Genomic DNA, 22,425 nt, shown 5'->3' on the forward strand with positions numbered 1-22,425 from the left:
GAACAAGCGCTCATGTAGAACGTTTGTTCGTTTTTTGTTATAATGAAACGATAGTGTACTAAGTATGAAATAATAAGCAGATTTATGAAAAGAGAACGTCAATGGTAGAGCGACAGATAGAACATGAATTTGAAATTAAGTCTCAATATGAACCAACCGGTGATCAGCCACAAGCTATTGAAAAATTAGTTGGTGGCATTAATCATCATGTTAAAGAACAGATATTACTCGGAGCCACGGGAACGGGTAAAACCTTTACTATTTCAAATGTGATTAAGGAGGTAAAGAAGCCAACGTTGGTTTTAAGTCATAATAAGACTTTAGCTGGACAGTTGTATGGTGAGCTAAAAGAGTTCTTTCCTAACAATGCAGTAGAATATTTTGTCTCGTATTATGATTATTATCAGCCTGAAGCTTATGTTCCAAGTTCTGACACATTTATTGAAAAAGATTCAGCTGTGAATGATGAAATCGATAAATTACGAAACTCAGCGACTAGTTCGCTGCTTGAACGTAATGATGTTATTGTAGTCGCCTCCGTTAGCTCTATTTTCGGTTTAGGAGACCCGCACCAGTATAAGGATCATGTTATCAGTTTACGTGTTGGATATGAGTATGAGCGGGATCAATTAATGTGTGATTTGATTGATGTGCAGTTTACTCGTAATGACATTGATTTTCATCGTGGAACATTTCGTGTTCGTGGTGACGTGATTGAAATTTTCCCTGCTTCTCAAGATGAAATGGCTTTGCGCATTGAATTTTTCGGTGATGAAGTTGAGCGGATTCGAGAAATTAATTCTTTGACAGGAGAAACGATAGCAGACCGTGATCATGTAGCTATTTTTCCAGCAAAACATTTTATGACCGATGACGATCAAATGCAGGTGGCATTGGACGGTATCCGTCAGGAAATGAACGATCAAATTGAATTGTTCAAAAAAGAGGGTAAGTTATTAGAAGCGCAACGTATTAAACAGCGTACAGAATATGATTTAGCTATGCTTGAAGAAATGGGATTTGTTGGTGGTATTGAAAATTACTCACGCTGGATGGATGGTCGTCAGGCGGGTGAACCACCATTTACATTAATTGACTTTTTTCCAGATGATTTTTTGATTGTTATTGATGAAAGTCATGTTACCATGCCGCAAATTCGTGGCATGTTCAATGGGGACAAAGCTAGAAAAGAAACGCTAGTTAACTATGGCTTTCGTTTGCCAAGTGCGCTAGATAATCGACCTTTAAAACTTCCTGAATTTGAAAAACATGTTAACCAGATTATTTATATGTCAGCGACACCTGGTGATTATGAAAATGAGCGTGTCGATTCAAAACATGTTGTTCAACAAATTATTCGACCAACGGGCCTGCTTGATCCAGAAATTGAAGTGCGACCTGTTATGGGACAAATTGACGATTTGGTCGGGGAAATAACGAAGCGATCGGAGCGTGATGAACGTGTGTTTATCACAACATTAACCAAACGTATGGCTGAAGATCTAACCGATTATTTGCAAGATTTGGGAATTAAAGTAGCTTATCTACATGCGGATATCAAAACACTTGAACGCACGGAAATTATCCGTGATTTACGTTTGGGTAAATACGATGTTTTAATTGGTATTAATTTATTGCGTGAGGGAATTGATGTTCCTGAAGTATCCTTAGTAGCAATATTGGATGCCGATAAAGAAGGATTATTACGTAATCCACGTTCATTGATTCAAACGATTGGTCGTTCCGCGCGTAATGAAAATGGACATGTTATCATGTATGCGGATAAGATGACTAAATCTATGCGTGAAGCTATTGATGAAACAGCCCGCAGACGAGAAATTCAGATACAATATAATACCCAACATGGTATTACACCGAAAACAATTAAGAAAGATATTCGTGACTTAATATCTGTCACACATGCTGCCACTAAAGAAAAAGCTGTTGATTTGACAAAGGTGGCGTTTAACGATTTGCCTAAAGATGAGCAACAGTCTATTGTGGATAATATGACGAGTCAAATGAAAGCAGCAGCTAAAGCACTTGACTTTGAAGAGGCGGCCCAATTACGTGATACGGTAATGGAATTAAAAGCACGTGCTAATCTTTAATTGAACTAAGATAAACGAAAAAGAGAAAATAATGGCAAAAAATCATATCGAAATACGCGGTGCTCGCGCCCATAATTTAAAAAATATTGATGTAAATATTCCTAAAAATCAACTCACAGTCGTTACTGGTTTATCTGGATCAGGTAAATCGTCATTAGCTTTTGATACCCTATATGCAGAGGGACAAAGACGCTATGTGGAAAGTTTAAGTTCTTATGCACGCCAATTTTTAGGACAAATGGATAAACCAGATGTCGATTCTATCGATGGTTTATCACCTGCTATTTCTATCGATCAAAAAACAACATCTAATAATCCACGCTCAACCGTCGGTACGGTGACCGAAATCAATGATTACTTCCGCTTATTATACGCACGTGTTGGGAGACCAGATGATCCAGAAGATGGTACAAAAATTATGTATACAATCGACCAAATGGTTGAATATACATTAAATAACCTACCTGAGGGTACAAGATTACAAGTGTTTGCGCCAATTATTAAAGGAAAACGAGGTTCACATGAAACAGCATTTGATCATATGCGCAAACAGGGGTATATCCGCGCTCGTGTAGATGGCGATATTATTGAGATTGATTCACAGCAATTGAATCTTAATAAGAACAGGTCTCATGACATTGACGTTATGATCGATCGAATTGTTTTACGTGGTAATTCTAGGTCGCGCTTATTTGACTCGATTGAAGCAGCTATTCGTTTGAATGACGGTCAAGTTGAACTCGACGTGGTAACCCGTGATGATGAAAAAACAATTGCACCGCTGAAGTTTTCTGATCATTATCTTGGAGAGTTGAAGGATTTTCGTGCAGGGCGATTAGAACCACGCTTATTCAGTTTCAATGCACCATTAGGCGCTTGTGAGTTTTGTCAGGGATTGGGTGTTACGCGCGAAGTGGATATTGATTTGGTAATTCCTGATGACACGAAAACTTTGAATGGGGGCGCTATTCTGCCATGGAATCCAATATCATCTAACTATTATCCAGAAATGTTGCGTCAATTTGCTGAGCAATTTGATATTGACATGGACACACCATTTAATAAACTTCCTAAGAAACAACAAGATTTAATCTTGGATGGTTCTGATGAAAAGGAGTTTCACTTTCATTATAAAAATGATTTTGGCGGGGTTCGTGATGTTGATATTTCTTTTGAGGGGGTAATGAATAATATTTCTCGTCGTTTCACAGAAACAAATTCAGATTTCACACGCGAGCAGATGACTCACTATATGACAGAATTAAAGTGTAAAGCCTGTGGCGGCTATCGCCTGAACAAGGCAGCACTTTCAGTCAAAATTAATGGCAAACACATTGGTGAGGTATCAGAGTTGCCAGTTGACCAAGAATTGGCATTTTTTAATAGTGTATCCTTGGGGCAACAAGATAGGGAGATTGCCTCGCCTATTATCAAGGAAATTAAGGATCGTCTTGGCTTCTTACAAAGTGTTGGTCTAAAGTATTTAACACTTTCTCGTTCAGCACGAACACTTTCTGGCGGCGAATCTCAGCGAATTCGTCTGGCTACTCAAATCGGGTCTAATTTATCAGGAGTTCTTTATGTTTTAGATGAACCTTCTATTGGGTTGCACCAGCGAGATAATGATATGTTGCTAGAGTCAATGCATCGTATGCGTGACTTAGGGAACACCTTAGTTGTTGTCGAGCATGATGAAGATACAATGCGTGCGGCGGATTATTTGATAGATGTCGGCCCTGGTGCTGGTGCTTTGGGTGGTACTATTGTGGCCAGTGGTACGCCAGCTGAAGTTGAAGCTAATAAAGGCTCATTAACAGGACAATATTTATCTGGGGAAAAATTTATTGTAATTCCTGCCAAGCGCCGAAAAGGCAGTGGCAACTGGATTACTGTGAAAGGTGCCAAAGAGAATAACTTAAAAAACATTACAGCAAAAATACCTTTAGGAAAGTTTGTCGCAGTAACTGGTGTTTCAGGTTCTGGCAAATCAACCTTAGTCAATACAGTGTTGAAGCGAGCTTTGAAGCAAAAACTAAATAACAACTCTGAAAAGCCAGGTGCGTATCGATCAATCGAAGGTATTGACAATATAGAGCAAATAGTTGATATTGATCAATCACCGATTGGACGTACACCACGTTCTAATCCTGCGACTTATACAGGTGTGTTCGATGATATTCGTGATTTGTTTTCACAAACAAATGAGGCTAAAATGCGTGGTTACAATAAAGGACGTTTTTCATTTAATACAAAAGGTGGTCGTTGTGAGAATTGTCGTGGCGATGGTGTGATCAAAATAGAAATGAATTTTTTGCCTGATGTGTATGTTGCTTGTGAAGTTTGTGGTGGTACTCGCTATAATTCAGAGACGTTGGAAGTTACATATAAAGGCAAAAATATATCACAGGTCTTAGATATGACTGCTTCAGAGGCACTTGAATTTTTCACGCCTATTCCCAAAATAGCTAAAAAACTACAAACGATTAATGATGTAGGTCTAGGTTACGTAAAACTCGGACAATCAGCAACGACTTTGTCAGGGGGTGAAGCCCAACGTATGAAATTAGCATCAGAACTTCATCGACGCACTAATGGTAAAACAATTTATATTCTAGATGAACCGACTACTGGTTTACATACTGACGATATTGCTCGTTTGCTCGAAGTGCTAGAACGATTAGTAGATGCTGGCAATACTATTGTAGTGATTGAGCACAACTTGGACGTGATTAAATCAGCTGATTGGATAATCGACATGGGGCCAGAAGGCGGTGCTGGTGGTGGAAAGATATTGGTTGCCGGCACACCAGAAAAGGTTATGAAAACGGCAGAATCTTATACTGGTAAGTATTTGAAAGAAGTTATTGAACGAGATTTGTCACGAGCTTAAACGAGAAATCTTTCAACCAACGGCTAAAACCACCTAGCAATTTGTTGGGGATGTTGTGTTAAAATGAATGTAAGTATACGGAAGGTTAACCATTTATATGAAACCCAAAATCGTCATTATTGGTGGTGGTTCGGGTCTGCCTGTAATTATTAAGCCACTTGTGAAACAAGAAGTTGATTTATCAGCAATTGTGACAGTAGCTGATGACGGTGGATCAAGCGGACTACTACGAAACTACATTAATATAGTACCTCCTGGAGATATTAGAAATATCCTCGTAGCAATGGCAGATACGGATGCTGAATTTTTAAAGGTGATGCAGTATCGTTTTGATGCAAAAGATGATTTTTTTGCTAAGCACGCTGTGGGGAATCTAATTATCGCTGCAATGACTGAAATGCATGGTAACATTTTTGATGCAGTGCAATACTTAGCTAATTTCATGCATGTTCAAGGGCATATTTATCCTGTTTCTAACGAGCCTCTGGTATTGCATGCTGAATTTAAAAATGGTGACACAGTTGCTGGAGAAGCCGAGATAACACGTGCACATCAGACAATAGACCATGTTTGGGTAACAGGTGATGAGCCGGGCGAAGAGCCTAAGGCTGCTCCAGAAGTTGTTGAAGCAATTTTGAGCGCGGACTTAATTGTCTACGGCCCAGGAAGTCTGTTTACGTCAATTTTACCTAATGTGGTTGTTCCTGAAGTCCGAGAGGCATTACAACTTACTAAAGCTAAACAAGTTTACATTGCCAACATTATGACTCAGAAAGGCGAAACAGATGCGTATACAGATGCGCAACATCTTCTTGCTTTAAATGCACACATTGGTATGCAGGCAATTGACTATGTTATTTCAAATAGTGAAAAAGTTCCTGATGATTTTGTGGACTTTCAAAAATGGAATGAGATTTCTAATCAAGTGAAGCTTGACGAGAAAGCAGTTGTGGTTCAAGGAGCCACTCAAATTTCAGGTGATTTTTTGCAGTTACGTGATGCTGGCGCATTTCATGATGGCCAAAAAATCACTGAAGAACTATTGAAAATTTTGGAGCAATGCTAAATGTCATATGCAGCAGATGTAAAAAAAGAACTGACAGGTTTGATTGTTCATGCCGGAAATGCCAAAGCTGAATTAGCAGCTTTAATGAGAATGAATGGGGTTAGTACCCTTGGTCTTGATCAAACTATTCGGGTACAAACTGAAAACGCCGCCATTGCCCGTCGAATTTATACACTCTTAAAAGAAACGTACGTTGAAGTTGAAGTTGAAGTCAGCGTAACAGATAACAATCATTTATCACAACACAAATCTTATGGAGTATTACTAAAAACTAAGATTGATGAAGTGCTGGATGATTTAGGTATTGATCCATTTGGCCTGCATCCGGAAGTACCACCGCGTATTCTAAATCAGGTTGACAAACGACGTTCTTTTTTACGTGGTGCTTTTTTGGCTGCTGGATCAGTTAATTCACCAGAACGAGCTAATTATCATTTAGAAATTTATACGACTCACGAAGAATTGGCTGAGCAATTGATGACAATGATGCAAGAATTTGATTTACCATCAAAAATTTCTGAGCGAGGTAATGGTTTTATTGTCTATTTAAAACGTGCAGAAAAGATAGTGGACTTTCTGCAGACAATTGGTGCGACTCAATCTATGCTCAAGTTTGAGGATATTCGTATGATGCGTGATATGCGTAATTCAGTTAATCGTTTGGTCAATGCTGAAACAGCAAATATGCAAAAAACAGCAATTGCAGCAAATAAACAAGTTAGTCAGATTAATTTAATTATTGACACACTAGGCAGTCTAGATTTATTGCCCAAAAAACTTCGTGATATCGCGAAGGTGAGATTAGAATATCCTGATGAAACATTAGCAGAATTAGGTGAAGTACTAGATATTAGTAAATCAGGTGTTAATCATCGTATGCGCAAATTGACACAGTTAGCAACAATGATTGAGCAAGGAATAGAGTATGATTTAACTAAGTTATAATTTTTTTAGCACTCTCATCTCTAATGTGCTAAAATATATATAAGTTAATTATTAAATTAACCACGCTAAGATATGAGGTAAAATATATGTGGCCAGGAGTTATTGAACAGACAGCCAATGGACGTGAAAATTATGATTTACCATCACGTTTGTTAAAAGATCGTATTATTTTGGTACAGGGTGAAATTGAAGATGGTATGGCAACATCGATTGTTGCGCAATTGTTATTCTTAGAAGCCCAAGATCCAACAAAAGAAATTTCTATGTATATCAATTCACCAGGCGGATCAGTGACAGCTGGACTATCAATCACTGATACAATGAATTTCATCAAGGCGCCAGTGACAACTATTGTCATGGGGCTAGCAGCATCGATGGGAACAATCATTGCTGCATCCGGTGAAAAAGGTCATCGCTTTATGTTACCAAATGCTGAGTACCTCATTCATCAACCAATGGGTGGTGCTGCGGGCGGCACACAGCAAACTGACATGGCAATCATTGCAGAACAGTTGACAAAGACACGTGCTAAGTTAAACAAAATCTTAGCTGATGCTTCAGGTAAAGATTTGAAGACAATTGGTCGCGATACTGAACGTGATAACTGGATGAGTGCTGAAGAAACATTGGAATATGGCTTCATTGATGGTATTTTAACTAAATCAGGTGAAAAACCAGCGACAAAGTAATACGTAGTGCATGAAAAAACACCATACCAAGGTTTTATTACCAAGGTGCGGTGTTTTTGTATACTACTTATTATTTAAAACGATCTAAATTCTCCACGCTTGAAACATGATAACCTTTCTTTTCTAAGCGTTTGATAAGTTTGTCCAACTGTTTACTATCCTCTTGCAAGGGAAGTGTAAAAAGAACGGTTAAGGGCTTAATCTCAGATTGAATGGAAAGTAATGATTCGATATTTGAATATCGTGTGATGATCTTAGAAATTTTGTTCAAATCTCCTTGCGTGTTATGTGTTGAAATAGCTATGGCAACACCACCGGAACGAACTGACCAACTCTGTGACAATAAGTCCATTAAGGCATCATGGGTAAAAATACCATAAAACTGATGATTTTCGTCTAAGACAGCAATAAATGGTAAATCTCTAATCGCAAAAAAAACTTCATAAAATTTACTATTCGTGTAAATGAATTTTGTTGAGTTACGCATAATGGCTGTTGCGGGTAGGTTCATATTTCCATTTTTTGCAACGTGTTCAAAAACGTGTTGTTTATAAACATTACCACGAAAAAGCTTACCTGATTCGTCAAGAATAGGCATGGTACGTGTATGGGCATTTTCTGGATTATTAAAAATATCATACACTTCTTGAATTGTTGCATTTTCGGTTACGGTTGTTAATTCCGATTTAGGGATCACCAAAGATTTTTGAAACATTATCCTGTCCTAATCTAATTTTTTTATCATTAAATAGCCATACAATATGATAACACAAAATTGTAGTGTGTGCGTGGTATACTGGAGGTTAGATTATTTTAGAATGCTTTAAGAGGAATAGAAACGTGAAATTTATATTTGGACTTGGAAATATTGGTGCAGAATACGATCAAACACGACATAACATTGGCTTTATGGCTGTGGATGCTTTTGCAATAGCAAATCATATGTCATTTTCTCCAAGTAAGCAATTTGCTATGGTTGCCAAAACAATCATAGACGGAGAATCAGTTATGTTAATTAAGCCAACAACATACATGAACGATTCTGGTAAAGCCGTTCGATCCATTTTAGACTATTACGATGGAGATATTGATGATGTGTTAGTACTGGTTGATGATATGGACTTACCATTTGGGAAAATGCGGTTTCGCGCAAAAGGCTCAGCGGGTGGTCATAATGGTTTAAAGAGTATCATGACGCATACTGGTTCTCAGTCATTTCTACGTTTGAAATTTGGACTAGGACATCCTGCTCATGAACAGAATGTAGTTGTTAATTATGTTTTGGGAAAATTTACTGCGGCAGAAAAACCAGATATAGATGCAATGTTGGATCGCAGTACGCAAGCAATAACGGATTGGGTTCAGGGTGCCACAGCGCCTGAACTAAGTAATCGATATAATGGATAAATGACATTAATAGACTTTTTAAGTGACACACTAACAATTAAAAAACTTAACAAACAGGCAACTGTGAATTCGGTACAGTTGCTTTTGGGCGTGAATGGAACTGCTCGTGCCGCTAGTATTGCTGCCTTATATCGTAAAAATCCTCGACCAATGTTGGTTATATCTGACACGCAAGTGCATGCTGATCAATTTTTTGATGATTTGTCATCTTTGCTTGAAAATCAAGTCTACAACTTTCCAGCAGAAGAGTCTATTGCTACAGAAATGGCCATCAGTTCCTCTGAATTACGACTACAACGTGTACAAACATTACTCGCTTTAAAAACAGAAAAACCAATAATTGTGGTTACAAGTTTGGCAGGGGCAGAACGTTTGGTGCCTAAAAAACAGGCATTGGAACAAGCGCATTTACATGTTAAAGTTGGGGATGCTTACGATTTGAATGTCATTAAAGACACTTTAATGATGATGGGGTATACGCCGACTAAATTGGTCCAAACCCCAGGTGAATTCGCACATCGAGGATCAATTATTGATGTTTATCCAATTACTTCTGATGATCCAATTCGACTTGATTTTTTTGATGATGAATTGGATCAATTAAAAAGTTTCGATGTTACAACGCAAAAAAGTAGTACCAGTTTGGACGAAATCAATATTGATCCGGCGACAGATTTTATTGTATCAGAGCGTCAGTATGATCAAGCAAAGTTAGCGATTGAAAGTGCTTTTAGCGATTACCGTACCAATTTAAGCGGAATTGATAAAAAGCATGCCACAGATGGATTTGCTTCGACACAGTATATGCTGAACGAACGAGAAAGAGGGAGTAGGTTAGTACCGTACGCTACTTTTTTCTTTGATGGCCAGACAACCCTACTTGACTATTTCCCAGTCGATTCGCTACTCATCATTGATGAATACACACGATTAATGGAAACACGACTGCAGCAGATGACACGTGATCAGGAATGGATCGAGCAACAAGTTGAATCGTATCAGTTATTACCAAAACAAACGTTTCGAGCTGAAATCGCAGACTTATTATCAAGTAATCAACATGCGACGATTTATTTAGCTAATTTTCAGCGTGGACTCAACCGAATTCAGTTTACCAATATTGAAGAAGTGACAACGCGTCCTGCCAACCAGTATTATGGACAAATTAAAGCATTGAAAAATGATTTAATATATGCACAGGAATCTGGTAATACAATGGTATTATTAATTCCTGATGCCAAACGACGGGCTAATTTCTCACGCAGTTTATCTGAATTAGAAGTGCCAATTACTGAAACACGAGATGTGGTGACAAACAAAGTACAAATGATGCCAGGTGAGCTATCAGCTGGATTTGAATGGCCAAAATTACATTTGACCGTACTAACTACACATGAACTATTTACACAAGCAAAGCGTTCTACACCGCGAACCCGTAAAATAGCTAACTCAGAGCGTTTGAAATCCTATAATGAGTTAAATGTGGGTGATTACGTTGTTCACATTAATCATGGTATTGGCCGCTATGAAGGCTTGCAAACCATTGAAGCAGATGGTGGTAAACAGGATTATTTGACGGTTGCTTATCAGCAAAATGCGAAAATATTTATTCCTGTCACACAACTTAATCTAATTCAAAAATATGTTGGTGCATCTGATGTTGCTAAGAAACCTAAGTTGAATAAATTAGGTGGTAGTGAGTGGGCTAAAACAAAAAGGCAAGTTGCGGCAAAAATTGAAGATATTGCTGATGATTTATTAGAGTTATATGCTAAACGCGAAGCGCAGCAAGGGTACGCTTTTCCACCTGATGATTATGATCAAATTAAGTTTGATGATTCGTTTGGCTATCCAGAAACACCTGATCAAATTCGTAGTATCGAAGAAATTAAATCTGATATGCAAAAGCTACGACCAATGGATAGATTACTTGTGGGAGATGTTGGTTTTGGCAAAACAGAAGTTGCTTTACGTGCTGTTTTTAAAGCTGCCCACGCTGGTAAACAGGTTGCTTTTCTAGCGCCAACTACAATTTTGGTTCAACAACATTATGAAACAATGTTGGCTAGATTTAGTGATTTTCCAGAAATTAAAATTGGTGTATTAAGTCGGTTTCAAACACCTGCCCAGAATAAAATCATTATTGAACAGCTTCAAAATCACGAAATTGATGTAGTTGTCGGTACGCATCGTTTGTTGAGTAAAGATGTGGACTTTGTAGATCTTGGTCTACTGATCATAGATGAGGAGCAGCGATTTGGTGTTAAGCATAAAGAAAGACTAAAACAGTTACGAACAAGTGTTGACGTCCTAACACTAACTGCAACGCCAATTCCACGTACGCTTAATATGGCCATGGTTGGTGCCCGTGATCTATCTGTCATTGAAACACCACCTGCAAATCGATATCCAATTCAAACTTATGTTTTGGCAATGGATTGGAAAATAGTTCGTGATGCGATTGAAAAAGAAATTGCACGTAACGGCCAAGTTTTTTATCTACACAATCGTGTTGCTGACCTAGACCGTATTGTTAGTCAAATAGAAGAGTTAATCCCGTCGGCAAGGGTAGCTGCAATTCATGGGCAAATGTCAGAAACACAGCTTGAAAGCATTCTCTATGACTTTTTGAATGGACAATATGATGTTCTAGTAACAACCACAATTATTGAAACAGGTGTCGATATTCCTAATGCAAATACTTTAATTATTGAAAATGCTGACCACATGGGTTTGGCACAGCTTTATCAATTACGTGGTCGTGTTGGGCGTTCGACACGTTTAGCGTATGCATATTTTACTTATCCGTTTACGCGGACACCTTCAGAAGAAGCCGAAAAAAGGCTTGAAGCCATACGCGATTTCACGGAACTGGGTTCAGGGTTCAGAATCGCTATGCGTGATTTAAGTATTCGCGGTGCCGGTGATTTGCTCGGTAAGCAACAACACGGATTTATTGATTCAGTGGGGTATGACATGTATACTCAAATGTTGAAAGATACTGTGGCACAAAAACAAGGAAAGCAAGTTACGACAACCAAACCAGAGACGGATGCAGAATTAATCTTAGGTGTGCTGGCCTATTTGCCAGATGAGTACGTTAGCGATAATGCACAAAAAATTGAATTATATTCGCGCATCCGGCAGGCTAGAACAGATGCAGAATTTGAAGATATTGAATCTGATATGCTAGACCGTTTTGGTGAAATGCCAGATGAGGTAGCTCGTTTATTGCTCGTAGGTCAAATTAAGCAGTTAGCTGATCAGTCACAAATTACGAATATACGACGTCAAAGGAAACAATTAATCATAACTTTTAATGAATCAGCTACGACAAGCTTAGCGGGTGAGGCCATATTTGAGACAATGGTTGACGTGCCTTTAAAAGCAGCTGTGCGAACAGAAAAGAATAATTTACAAGTGATTTTCACTGTGAATGATGTCGCAGAAAGTAGTATCTGGCTCAATATTTTACGTAACTTTTTGTTAGTTATTATTGACAAATTATCAGCAAAAACATTCAATTGAACATTATCATCAAATATAGGAGAAGAATATGCGTTTAGATAAATATCTTAAAATTTCGCGGTTAATTAAGCGTCGGACGGTCGCAAAAGAAATTGCTGACCAAGGACGAATATCAATTAACGGTAAAGTTGCTAAATCATCATCGGATGTGTCTACAAATGATGAATTAGAAATACGCTTTGGAAACAAAACGTTGACAGTTAAAGTAAGTAAAATTGTTGAAACAACTAAAAAAGAAGAATCTGCTGATATGTACGAAGTGATTAGTGAGAAATTTCAGCAAGATTTCCGTAAAATTGGTGATGAATAATACCCGAAATGTTTAAGTTAGTTTAAATATTATTGTAAAATAATAAAGAACGTGACAAAATTACATTAGGTAGAATTCATTATGGCGGGTAATTTTAAAAGAAAACAATCAAATATTGCACCGTTAAACCCAGCGATAGCACGTGAAATTAAAAAATCGGAACGTGCTAACTTGGAAGCGGCCAAATATTATCGCAAAGCACATGCGCGAAGAGAGAAAAGAATTCTTCTCATTGGCGGATTGATAGCGATGGTTTTTGTTGTGCAGCTCTTGATAGGACAAGTGAAGTTGCATGCGGCTAACCAAGAATTAACGAACACACAAGGTCGTTTGGAAAAAGTCCAAAAAACCAATAATGATTTGACTGCTAATACAAAACGTTTAAAAGACGCAACGTATTTGCAACAATTGCTACGAGACAAGTATGGTTATTCGAAGCAAGGAGAACTTGTTTATAATTTACCATCCGATAATAATTAATTGAAGCGCCCTAGGGGTGTCTTTTTCGTATATGACAAAAAAAATTTTACAAACTATACAACAGTATAAATGGCCAGAAACAGTGATTGTTGCAGTTTCTGGTGGCGTTGACTCCGTCGTTTTAGCGCATGCGTTGTCAAAAACTAAGGCAAACCTTGTTATTGCACACGTGAATTACAGGTTACGTGAAGAAAGTGATGATGATGCTGTCTTCGTTCGTCAGTTTGCGACTCAAGCTGGTGCTATATTTGAAGAACAGGTCTGGCAACATATTCCAGAACATGCGGTGGAAAAAGCAGCTCGTCAATTTCGTTATGATTTTTTTGAGGATTTAGCTCAAAAATATCACACGAACACAATTGCTGTTGCCCATCATGCGGACGATCAAGCAGAAACAGTCCTTCTTAAGATGATACGAGGAGGGCAACTACAGCAAATGGGAGGCATGCAAACAAAGAATCATAAAGTGATTAGGCCCTTTTTGTCGATAACTAAACAGGAACTAATTACTTATGCACAGGATAATCAATTGGAATGGCGTCAGGATAAAACGAACTTTGACGTTGATTATACGCCGAGAAATTTATTGCGTAACGATGTCTTACCAAAACTGACAACTGTTAATCAACAAGCCGTCAGACACATTAATAATATGGCTACACAAATCGCACAACAACAGCGGTTAATTGATCATCAGGCTAAAATATACGCTAGTGACATTCAAAACTGGCAGAATATTCCTATACTTTGGCAACTACCAACATTGAAATACTGGCTACAAAAAAATAAACTATTCAACATTAAAGAAAATCAACTACAGCAAATGGTTCGATTATTGAGTAATACCCATAAACCGAATGGAAAAATTGCTTTAGCGGATAATTTTGAGTTTATAAAAAGTTATCAAAAAATCAGTATACAAAAACAAAAAAATATGGCGCAAGTTTTGACGCCAGTTATGTTAAAATTGAATCAATGGCATTCTTTTGCAAAAACAACATTTATGTGGACTGATAGTGTCCCTATAAATGGCCAATCATTTATTAAGTTTCAGCTTACGCGTTCATTACCATATCTAAGCTTGCGTCCAGCAAAAGCGAGTGATAAAATTGCTCTCATAAACGGCCATAAAAATTTACGACGTTTAGCAATTGATGAGAAACTGACGCCGCAAGAACGTACAATGATGTGGGTTCTTGCGACAGCTGATGATGAAGTAATTGCAGTGCATTTACGTAGTAATCAGTGGCGTATAAATGCGGATTTTGCTGTTAAAGAAAATACACAGCCATATTGGCTCGTATGTCAAATTGAGGAAACCTAAGTGGATAACGATATACAAGAAGTGTTGTATGACCAAGAAAGTATTCAAAAAGCGGCAGAGCGTTTGGGAAAACAAATAACCCAAGATTATGTGGGTTCAACGCCTTTGTTTTTATCAGTTTTGAAAGGTGCCTACCTTTGGACAGCAGATTTACTGCGCGAAGTAGATCTGTATGCTGAACTAGAATTTATAAAAATCTCTAGTTACCATGGTGGTGTCTCGAGTTCTGATGAAATAACGCTCGTAACAGACGTTCGCTCAGATGTTCGAGGACGAGATATTATCATTTTAGAAGACATTGTTGATACTGGACAATCATTACTGTTTTTGAAAGAATTACTTGCAAAACGTGGTGCAAAATCAATTAAGGTAGCGACTCTACTTGATAAGATTGAAGGCCGAAAAGTTGAAGTAGATGCTGACTATGCAGGATTCAATGTTCGTAATGAATTCGTGGTTGGGTACGGTCTTGACTATGAAGAACATTACCGCAATCTACCTTATGTTGGTATTTTGAAAAAAGAAGTATACACTAAATAGACTTCAAACGAGAATTGAGGAAATACAATGAACAATAATAAAGGTGGCTTCTTACGAAGCAGTGTATTCTATATTTTCATATTTCTTGCTGTTGTAGGAATGGTTTATGGGTTGTTTGGTAACGATAAGACAACCACGAAAACTATTACATCAAGTGAATTTATTAAAGCACTGAATGATAAAGAATTGAAGTCAGTTACAGTACAGCCTGGTAACAGCATCTATAATGTTACTGGAACGTATAAAAAGGCACAAACAGCAAGTAAAGATAAAGGGCTTAGTTTATTCCAACCCACCCAAAAAGTAACTAAGTTTACGTCAACTTTGCTACCCAATGATGCGTCATTAAAGTCAGTGACAGATGCTGCTACAAAGACAAAGACAGAGTTAGTGACTAAACAAGCTGAAAATTCTGGTTTTTGGTTAAATTTGTTGGTATCCCTAGTTCCTGTTTTGTTGATTGTTGCGGTATTTTACCTGATGATGAACCAAGCTGGTGGTGGAAAAGGTGGACAAGGTGGCATGATGAGCTTTGGTAAATCCAAAGCTAAACCTTCAGACCCTAAGGATAACAAAGTACGTTTTGCTGATGTTGCTGGTGCCGAAGAAGAAAAACAAGAACTGGTTGAAGTAGTTGAATTCCTAAAAGCGCCAAAGAAATTCGTGAACTTAGGAGCTCGTATACCAAAAGGTGTATTGCTAGAGGGACCTCCCGGAACAGGTAAAACACTTTTGGCCAAAGCCGTGGCTGGTGAAGCTAGCGTACCATTTTTCTCAATGTCAGGATCAGATTTCGTAGAAATGTTCGTTGGTGTTGGTGCATCCCGTGTTCGTGACTTATTTGAAAATGCTAAGAAATCAGCACCAGCTATTATCTTCATTGATGAAATTGATGCAGTCGGTCGTCGTCGAGGAACAGGTATGGGCGGTGGTAACGATGAGCGTGAGCAGACTTTGAACCAAATTTTGATAGAAATGGACGGTTTCGAAGGTTCTGAAGGTGTTATTATTTTAGCATCTACTAACCGTTCGGATGTCTTAGATCCCGCATTGCTTCGTTCGGGTCGTTTTGATCGTAAGATTTTGGTTGGAGCACCGGATGTCAAAGGGCGTGAAGCAATCTTGAATGTCCATGCAAAAAACAAACCATTGGCAGATAATGTTGATTTAAAAGCTATTGCTCAACAAACTCCAGGGTATGTTGGAGCGGATTTGGAAAACTTGTTAAATGAAGCGGCATTGCTTGCTGCCCGTCGAAACAAGTCCAAAGTGGATGCTGCAGATATTGATGAAGCTGAAGACCGTATTTTCCAAGGTCCGGCCAAAACAAATCATAACATGTCTGAATCAGAACGTCGTACAACTGCTTATCATGAAGCTGGTCATGCGTTAGTAGGGCTAGTTCGTTCAGAAGCTTCAGTTGTTCGAAAAGTTACTATTGTTCCTCGTGGCCGTATTGGCGGTTACGCATTAATGACGCCTAAGAATGATCGTTATAACTTAAAATATTCAGAGGCTAAGGAGCAATTGGCTGGTTTGATGGGTGGTCGTGCTGCAGAAATATTTATGTTCAACGAATCTAGTTCAGGCGCCTCAAATGATTTCCAACAAGCAACTGGTTTGGCTCGTCAAATGGTTACGGCTTTCGGAATGTCTGATAAATTAGGCATGGTTCAACTTGAAGGAAATGCTAGTGTTGGCTATGCTGATCAAGCTGGTAATCGTGCGTACTCTGAAGAAACAGCCCGTTTGATCGATGAAGAAGTACGTCGATTGGCACGTGAAGCGTTTGATGATGCTATTGCTATATTACGTGACAACAAAGACAAATTGACGGCAATTGCTGAGGCTCTGCTTGAAGTGGAAACATTAGATGAAAAGCAAATTAAAGATATTTATCTAACAGGAACCTTTACTCGTAAGGACATCCAAGATGATACAGAGCTTGCAAAGGCAAAGTCGTTTGAAGAGGCAAAAGCTGCTGCTGATGCTAAGGATTCACAAGCTGAGCAACGTTTTGAAAAGCAAGATGAAGAAAAATCATCTGACGATCACTCAGAGTCACAAAGTGAAGACACTGATTCAACAGATAAGTCAGAAACAGATGACATTAATTCAGAAAATAAGTAAAATAGAAGTTGGCGGTGACGTCGGCTTTTTATTTTGTCGTGTATTTAGCAAATATAAAAGTAATAAACTGTTAAATACCAAAATAATGAATGAAACATAGGGAAAATTATGGCAGATCAATTTATCAAAGCAATTACTAAAAACAAATATTTTCGTACGTTTGCTATAAATGGGACTAATCTCGTCCATCAGGGGGCACAAATTCATGAAACATCGCGTATTGCTGCTGTTGTTCTTGGACGTGGCTTGTTGGCTACTACCTTGACAGCTCAGGCTGTTTTGAAAGGTGAAGAAACCTTATCGACAAAAATTAATGGACGTGGACCAATTGGCAATGTTGTAGTAGAAGCTGATACTAAAGGAAGCGTACGTGGTTACGTAACCAATCCAAATCTTGAGACACTTATAAATGACGCGGGACAACTTGATGTGGCCAAGGCTGTTGGAAAAAATGGTTTTCTACAGGTGACAAAATTTGCTCCATATTCTGACCCTTACATAGGTCAGAGTCAATTAATTAGTGGAGAAATTGGCGATGATTTTACATACTATTTAGCACAATCAGAGCAAACACCATCAGTTATAGGTGTTTCCGTCCATATGAACAATGATGATACAGTTGCTGGAGCAGGTGGCTTTCTTGTTCAGGCGCTACCTGATGCTACCGATGAGGCAATTGATCAACTTGAAGTAGCTCTAAAAAACATGAAACCACTTTCTGAAATGATTCAAGAAGGATACACGCCATTAGAAGTGCTTGAGGAAATTTTTGGGAAAGGTGAAGTTGATATCCTTCAAACGGCTGGCATTGGGTTGGCTGCAGAGCCATCCAAAGATGCGTATGCTAAAATGCTGCTCACCCTTCCAGCAACTGAAATTCAGGCAATGATCAAAGAAGATCATGGTGCTGAAATTGTGGGAAAGTTCTCTGGAAAGCGTTACTTTTTCACAGAAGAACAATTATCCGAAATTTTGAAACAGATTGAAAAAAATAACGAGTAACTTTGAGATTATTAGTTTTTTTTGGTATGATATTTAATTAGTAGGCGTGTATTTAAAAAACGCGCAATAGGGAAGGATTTATACAAATGGCTGAAGAAAAAGCCCTTAATGATCAAATGCTAGCGCGTCGACAAAAGTTGGCGACAATCGTTAGTGATTTACACTTAGACCCATTCGGTAAGCGATTTGAACGTACGGCAAAAGCGGAAGAACTGCACAAATTATATGATGACAGCTCTTTAGAAGAATTAGAGAATGCAAAACATGAAGTTGTTATTGCAGGTCGTATGATTGCAAAGCGAGGCGCAGGGAAAGTTATTTTCGCTGATTTCCGTGATGTTTCTGGAAAAATTCAAGTTTATGCAAAACGTGATGATTTAGCAGATAACTATCCGATTATTAAAAGAGCAGATTTAGGTGATTTCCTTGGCATCAAGGGAATCATGATGAAGACTGAAGCTGGTGAATTAACAGTTTTGGCTACAGAATTAACACACTTATCTAAAGCGCTACGTCCAATGCCTGATAAGTTCCATGGTATTTCTGATGTCGAAACACGGTATCGTAAACGCTATTTGGATTTGATTGCCAATGAAGATTCTTTCAAAAAGTTCCAAAAGCGCTCACACATCATTTCTGCTATTCGTGCATACATGGATAAAAATGATTTCCTTGAAGTTGAAACACCAATTTTGCAAACAGAAGCGGGTGGTGCTGCTGCTCGTCCATTCATTACACATCATAATGCTTTAAATATTGATATGTATATGCGTATTGCAACAGAGTTATACCTTAAGCGTTTAGTTGTTGGTGGTATGGAACGTGTTTATGAAATCGGTCGTATTTTCCGTAATGAAGGTATGGATCCAAAGCATAATCCTGAGTTTACAACAATGGAATCCTATGCAGCTTATATGGACTTTAACGACGTCATGGATGAGACTGAGGGAATATTCAAAGCTGCTGCTGCTGTTGTCTCAGATGACTTGAAAGTCACTTATCAAGGTACTGACATCGATCTTGGCTCAAAATTTGCCCGCAAGCACATGATTGACTTAATTAAAGAGCAAACAGGTATTGATTTCTGGCAAGAAATGTCGATTGAAGATGCGCAAAAGTTAGCGGATGATAAGCATGTAAAGTATGAAAAGTACTGGGGTGTTGGTCATATTATTAATGCTTTCTTCGAAGAATTTGTTGAAGATACTTTGGTACAGCCAACATTTGTTTATGGACACCCAGTTGAAGTGTCACCACTTGCTAAGAAAAATTCTGATGATCCTCGTTTTACTGATCGTTTTGAATTGTTCATTATGGGTAGCGAATATGCGAATGCCTTTACTGAGCTAAACGACCCGATTGATCAGCGAGCACGATTTGAAGCACAAGCAGCAGAACGTGAAAACGGAAATGACGAAGCTGAAGGCATCGATGAAGACTTCATAGAAGCTTTGGAATATGGTATGCCACCTACAGGTGGTCTTGGTATTGGTATTGATCGTTTGGTCATGTTATTAACTGATTCTGACACAATCCGTGATGTTGTCTTGTTCCCAACAATGCGTCCAGAATAATAAAGTATTGACAAGTCGTTACATAATTGGTTATAATAATATAGTTGTGTTAGCGACATCATTCCGACTTAGCTCAGTTGGTAGAGCACCTGACTGTTAATCAGGTTGTCGCCGGTTCGAGCCCGGCAGTCGGAGTTTGAAAAGAAGCAAATCAAGATGATTTGCTTCTTTTTTTGTATGATAAACTATTGACAGATTTTCTTACTCATGGCATAATAATATAGTTGTGTTAGCAACGTTATTCCGACTTAGCTCAGTTGGTAGAGCACCTGACTGTTAATCAGGTTGTCGCCGGTTCGAGCCCGGCAGTCGGAGTTTCGCCGACGTAGCTCAGTTGGTAGAGCACGGGTATCGTAAACCTGGGGTCGGAGGTTCGAATCCTCTCGTCGGCACTATTATGCAAACCTTGCAAAGCAAATCATCAGAGGTTTGCTTATTTTTTTATAATGAAAAGGACACAATTGCAAAATATGATTGTACTATTCAATAAACCGTACAACGTTTTAACTAAGTTTACTGATGCTGATGGGCGGCAAACTTTGGCTAACTACATTGATATTCCACGGGTGTACGCTGCTGGTCGTTTGGACATGGATAGTGAAGGACTATTACTGTTAACGGATAGCGGTAAACTGAATCATGAATTGACTGATCCCGGTAATAAAGCCTATAAAACTTATGTTGTTCAAGTAGAAGGTGTTCCGACGAAGGCACAGTTAAAGCAACTTGAGCAAGGTGTGGCATTAAAAGATGGGTTAACTTTACCAGCTAAAGTCAAACGAATTCCTTATCCAAAATGGCTGTGGGAACGAGAGAAACCGATTCGTATTCGTAAAAATCAACCAACAAGTTTTATTCAATTAAAAATAAAAGAAGGCCGTAATCGGCAAGTACGCCGTATGACGGCAGCTGTCGGTATTCCAACATTACGTTTGATACGGACACATATTGGTGAATATCATATTGCTGACTTAAAGCCAGGGCAATATCGAATTGTGAAGTAATGATTTTGTGGTGCAAAAGCAACATAAATGGTTATAATAGTAAAAGATGTAAATTTAAAGAGGTGAACTCATGGGACGTAAATGGGAAAATATTAAAATGAAGAAGGCGCAGACTGACGGTGCTGCTGCTAAAGTTAATAGTAAGTATGGCATTGAAATTTATGCCGCAGCAAAGCAAGGTGGCAGCCCAGACCCTGAGGCTAATTCAACATTAAAGTTTGTTATTGAACGTGCGAAGCAAGCGCAAGTACCAAAGCATGTTATCGAACGTGCCATTGAAAAAGCAAAGGGTTCAGGGAATGAAACTTTTATCGAGGGACGTTATGAAGGATTTGGTCCAAACGGTTCATTGATTATTGTTGATACGTTGACATCAAACGTTAATCGTACAGCAACAAATGTGCGCACAGCTTTCAATAAAAATGGTGGTACTTATGGTGCTGCTGGTTCTGTTAGTTATTTATTCGATGAAACAGGTGTTATTGTTTTTGAGGGTGAAGATGCTGATGCTACATTGGAAACACTGTTAGATGCTGAAGTTGATGTTCGTGATGCTGAACAACAAGACGATCATATTGTTGTGTACACAGAACCAACTGCTCTTCATCAAGCAATTGCTGCTCTGCGTGAAAATGGTGTGAGCGATTTCTCAACTACGGAAATTAGTATGTTGCCACAATCAGAAATGACACTGGCAGGCGAAGACTTAGAAATTTTTGAAAAGCTAATTGATGTATTAGAATCTGACGATGATGTTCAAAAAGTGTATCATAACGTTGAAATATAATAGTAAATAAAAACGCAATGTATATCATTGCGTTTTTTAATTTGTGAATGAATTTTGTAAAAAAATTGAGCATGACAGTTTCCTGTTTAAAGATATCATGATTTTTAACATGCATTTCTTTGATGATTTTCAAGCAATTGGCTACGAATATGGTACTTACTCTTATTGCATTTTTGATGTTTTGACTAGATGAGTCATTAAAGACTTGTTTAACCCACTCAGTTGGCCTAAATCGAGATTTGAAAACTTGGTAAGTATTATCACCTAACACGCTCCAAAACGCCTTGTGTGGCTTATAGGATACCACGATAAACAATTCATTTTGACTACAATTGCTGAATGTGTTCAACTACTTTATTACCAAATTTGTTGATAACCATCTGCTGACTTTATTGCTCCTTTAGGCAAAATTTTACTTCTTAAAACCAATTGACAGAGCAATTTTGGTGTTTATACGGAAATAATTTTTAACCTAAATAGATATCAAGAAGATAAAATAAAAAGCCGCAACCGAAGTTGCGACTTGATATAGCTCGTGAGAGAATCGAACTCTCGATTCCGCCGTGAAAGGGCAGCGTCTTAGCCACTTGACCAACGAGCCATGGTCAATAATGTCAATCTGTATTAGTTGACTATAA

General features: G+C 38.3%; 17 protein-coding genes and 4 tRNA genes. 19 read left to right on the top strand and 2 right to left on the bottom strand.

Translation table 11 applies throughout. The features are described from left to right. The first annotated feature begins 101 nt into the window (after positions 1 to 101). The 5 genes from uvrB (at position 102) to GJV51_04460 (ending at position 7,701) form a co-directional block, all read left to right on the top strand. The gene (uvrB, locus tag GJV51_04440; GenBank protein QGM25251.1) at positions 102 to 2,111 is read left to right on the top strand and encodes an excinuclease ABC subunit UvrB; all 2,010 of its coding nucleotides are present in this window, start codon (positions 102 to 104) and stop codon (positions 2,109 to 2,111) included. Between the two features lie 31 nt (positions 2,112 to 2,142). Then, a complete protein-coding gene (gene uvrA / locus GJV51_04445; GenBank protein ID QGM25252.1) occupies positions 2,143 to 5,001 on the top strand; it encodes an excinuclease ABC subunit UvrA in 2,859 nt (952 codons plus the stop codon). 91 nt (positions 5,002 to 5,092) lie between these two features. Next, positions 5,093 to 6,067, top strand: coding sequence for a uridine diphosphate-N-acetylglucosamine-binding protein YvcK (gene yvcK, locus GJV51_04450; GenBank protein QGM25253.1), 975 nt, complete (start codon positions 5,093 to 5,095; stop codon positions 6,065 to 6,067). Further along, entirely contained in the window at positions 6,068 to 7,012 is a 945-nt protein-coding gene (gene whiA, locus GJV51_04455; GenBank protein QGM25254.1) for a DNA-binding protein WhiA, read from the top strand. Between the two features lie 86 nt (positions 7,013 to 7,098). Further along, entirely contained in the window at positions 7,099 to 7,701 is a 603-nt protein-coding gene (locus GJV51_04460) for an ATP-dependent Clp protease proteolytic subunit (GenBank protein ID QGM25255.1), read from the top strand. A 70-nt stretch (positions 7,702 to 7,771) separates the two neighbouring features. On the opposite strand, the gene GJV51_04465 is transcribed toward GJV51_04460, so the two are convergent. Beyond that, the gene (locus GJV51_04465) at positions 7,772 to 8,416 is read right to left on the bottom strand and encodes a CBS domain-containing protein (protein ID QGM25256.1); all 645 of its coding nucleotides are present in this window, start codon (positions 8,414 to 8,416) and stop codon (positions 7,772 to 7,774) included. 125 nt (positions 8,417 to 8,541) lie between these two features. Here GJV51_04465 and GJV51_04470 point away from each other — a divergent pair, with 125 nt between their 5' ends. The 14 genes from GJV51_04470 to GJV51_04535 all read left to right on the top strand — a co-directional run bounded on the left by GJV51_04470 (position 8,542) and on the right by GJV51_04535 (position 21,787). Beyond that, on the top strand, positions 8,542 to 9,108 hold the full coding sequence (locus tag GJV51_04470; protein QGM25257.1) for an aminoacyl-tRNA hydrolase: 567 nt from the start codon (positions 8,542 to 8,544) through the stop codon (positions 9,106 to 9,108). Further along, positions 9,109 to 12,636: a transcription-repair coupling factor gene (gene mfd, locus GJV51_04475; GenBank protein QGM25258.1), complete on the top strand. Its 3,528-nt coding sequence runs from the start codon at positions 9,109 to 9,111 to the stop codon at positions 12,634 to 12,636. A gap of 28 nt (positions 12,637 to 12,664) precedes the next feature. After that, positions 12,665 to 12,946, top strand: coding sequence for an RNA-binding S4 domain-containing protein (locus GJV51_04480; protein QGM25259.1), 282 nt, complete (start codon positions 12,665 to 12,667; stop codon positions 12,944 to 12,946). Between the two features lie 81 nt (positions 12,947 to 13,027). Continuing rightward, complete coding sequence (locus GJV51_04485) at positions 13,028 to 13,426, top strand: septum formation initiator family protein (GenBank protein QGM25260.1); 399 nt, start codon at positions 13,028 to 13,030, stop codon at positions 13,424 to 13,426. A gap of 31 nt (positions 13,427 to 13,457) precedes the next feature. Then, positions 13,458 to 14,750, top strand: a complete 1,293-nt coding sequence (gene tilS / locus GJV51_04490) for a tRNA lysidine(34) synthetase TilS (GenBank protein QGM25261.1) — start codon at positions 13,458 to 13,460, stop codon at positions 14,748 to 14,750. After that, positions 14,751 to 15,290, top strand: a complete 540-nt coding sequence (gene hpt / locus GJV51_04495) for a hypoxanthine phosphoribosyltransferase (GenBank protein ID QGM25262.1) — start codon at positions 14,751 to 14,753, stop codon at positions 15,288 to 15,290. Between the two features lie 27 nt (positions 15,291 to 15,317). After that, positions 15,318 to 17,420, top strand: a complete 2,103-nt coding sequence (gene hflB, locus GJV51_04500) for an ATP-dependent zinc metalloprotease FtsH (GenBank protein ID QGM25263.1) — start codon at positions 15,318 to 15,320, stop codon at positions 17,418 to 17,420. Between the two features lie 108 nt (positions 17,421 to 17,528). Then, positions 17,529 to 18,422 carry an Hsp33 family molecular chaperone HslO gene (locus GJV51_04505; protein ID QGM25264.1) on the top strand — a complete coding sequence of 298 codons (894 nt, stop codon included), beginning with the start codon at positions 17,529 to 17,531 and terminating at the stop codon, positions 18,420 to 18,422. Between the two features lie 86 nt (positions 18,423 to 18,508). Beyond that, positions 18,509 to 19,996, top strand: a complete 1,488-nt coding sequence (gene lysS / locus GJV51_04510) for a lysine--tRNA ligase (GenBank protein ID QGM25265.1) — start codon at positions 18,509 to 18,511, stop codon at positions 19,994 to 19,996. 62 nt (positions 19,997 to 20,058) lie between these two features. After that, positions 20,059 to 20,131, top strand: a tRNA-Asn gene (locus GJV51_04515). Between the two features lie 107 nt (positions 20,132 to 20,238). Further along, positions 20,239 to 20,311, top strand: a tRNA-Asn gene (locus tag GJV51_04520). Positions 20,312 to 20,315: 4 nt separating this feature from the next. Then, positions 20,316 to 20,388, top strand: a tRNA-Thr gene (locus GJV51_04525). Between the two features lie 78 nt (positions 20,389 to 20,466). Then, positions 20,467 to 21,000, top strand: coding sequence for a pseudouridine synthase (locus GJV51_04530; protein ID QGM25266.1), 534 nt, complete (start codon positions 20,467 to 20,469; stop codon positions 20,998 to 21,000). 70 nt (positions 21,001 to 21,070) lie between these two features. Next, a complete protein-coding gene (locus GJV51_04535) occupies positions 21,071 to 21,787 on the top strand; it encodes a YebC/PmpR family DNA-binding transcriptional regulator (GenBank protein ID QGM25267.1) in 717 nt (238 codons plus the stop codon). A gap of 529 nt (positions 21,788 to 22,316) precedes the next feature. Here the strand turns inward: GJV51_04535 and GJV51_04540 are convergent. Continuing rightward, a tRNA-Glu gene (locus GJV51_04540) sits at positions 22,317 to 22,388 on the bottom strand. Between the last annotated feature and the right edge of the window lie 37 nt (positions 22,389 to 22,425).

Origin of the sequence: Leuconostoc mesenteroides subsp. mesenteroides (assembly GCA_009676745.1) — a bacterium.
Classification (GTDB): Bacteria; Bacillota; Bacilli; order Lactobacillales; family Lactobacillaceae; genus Leuconostoc; species Leuconostoc koreense.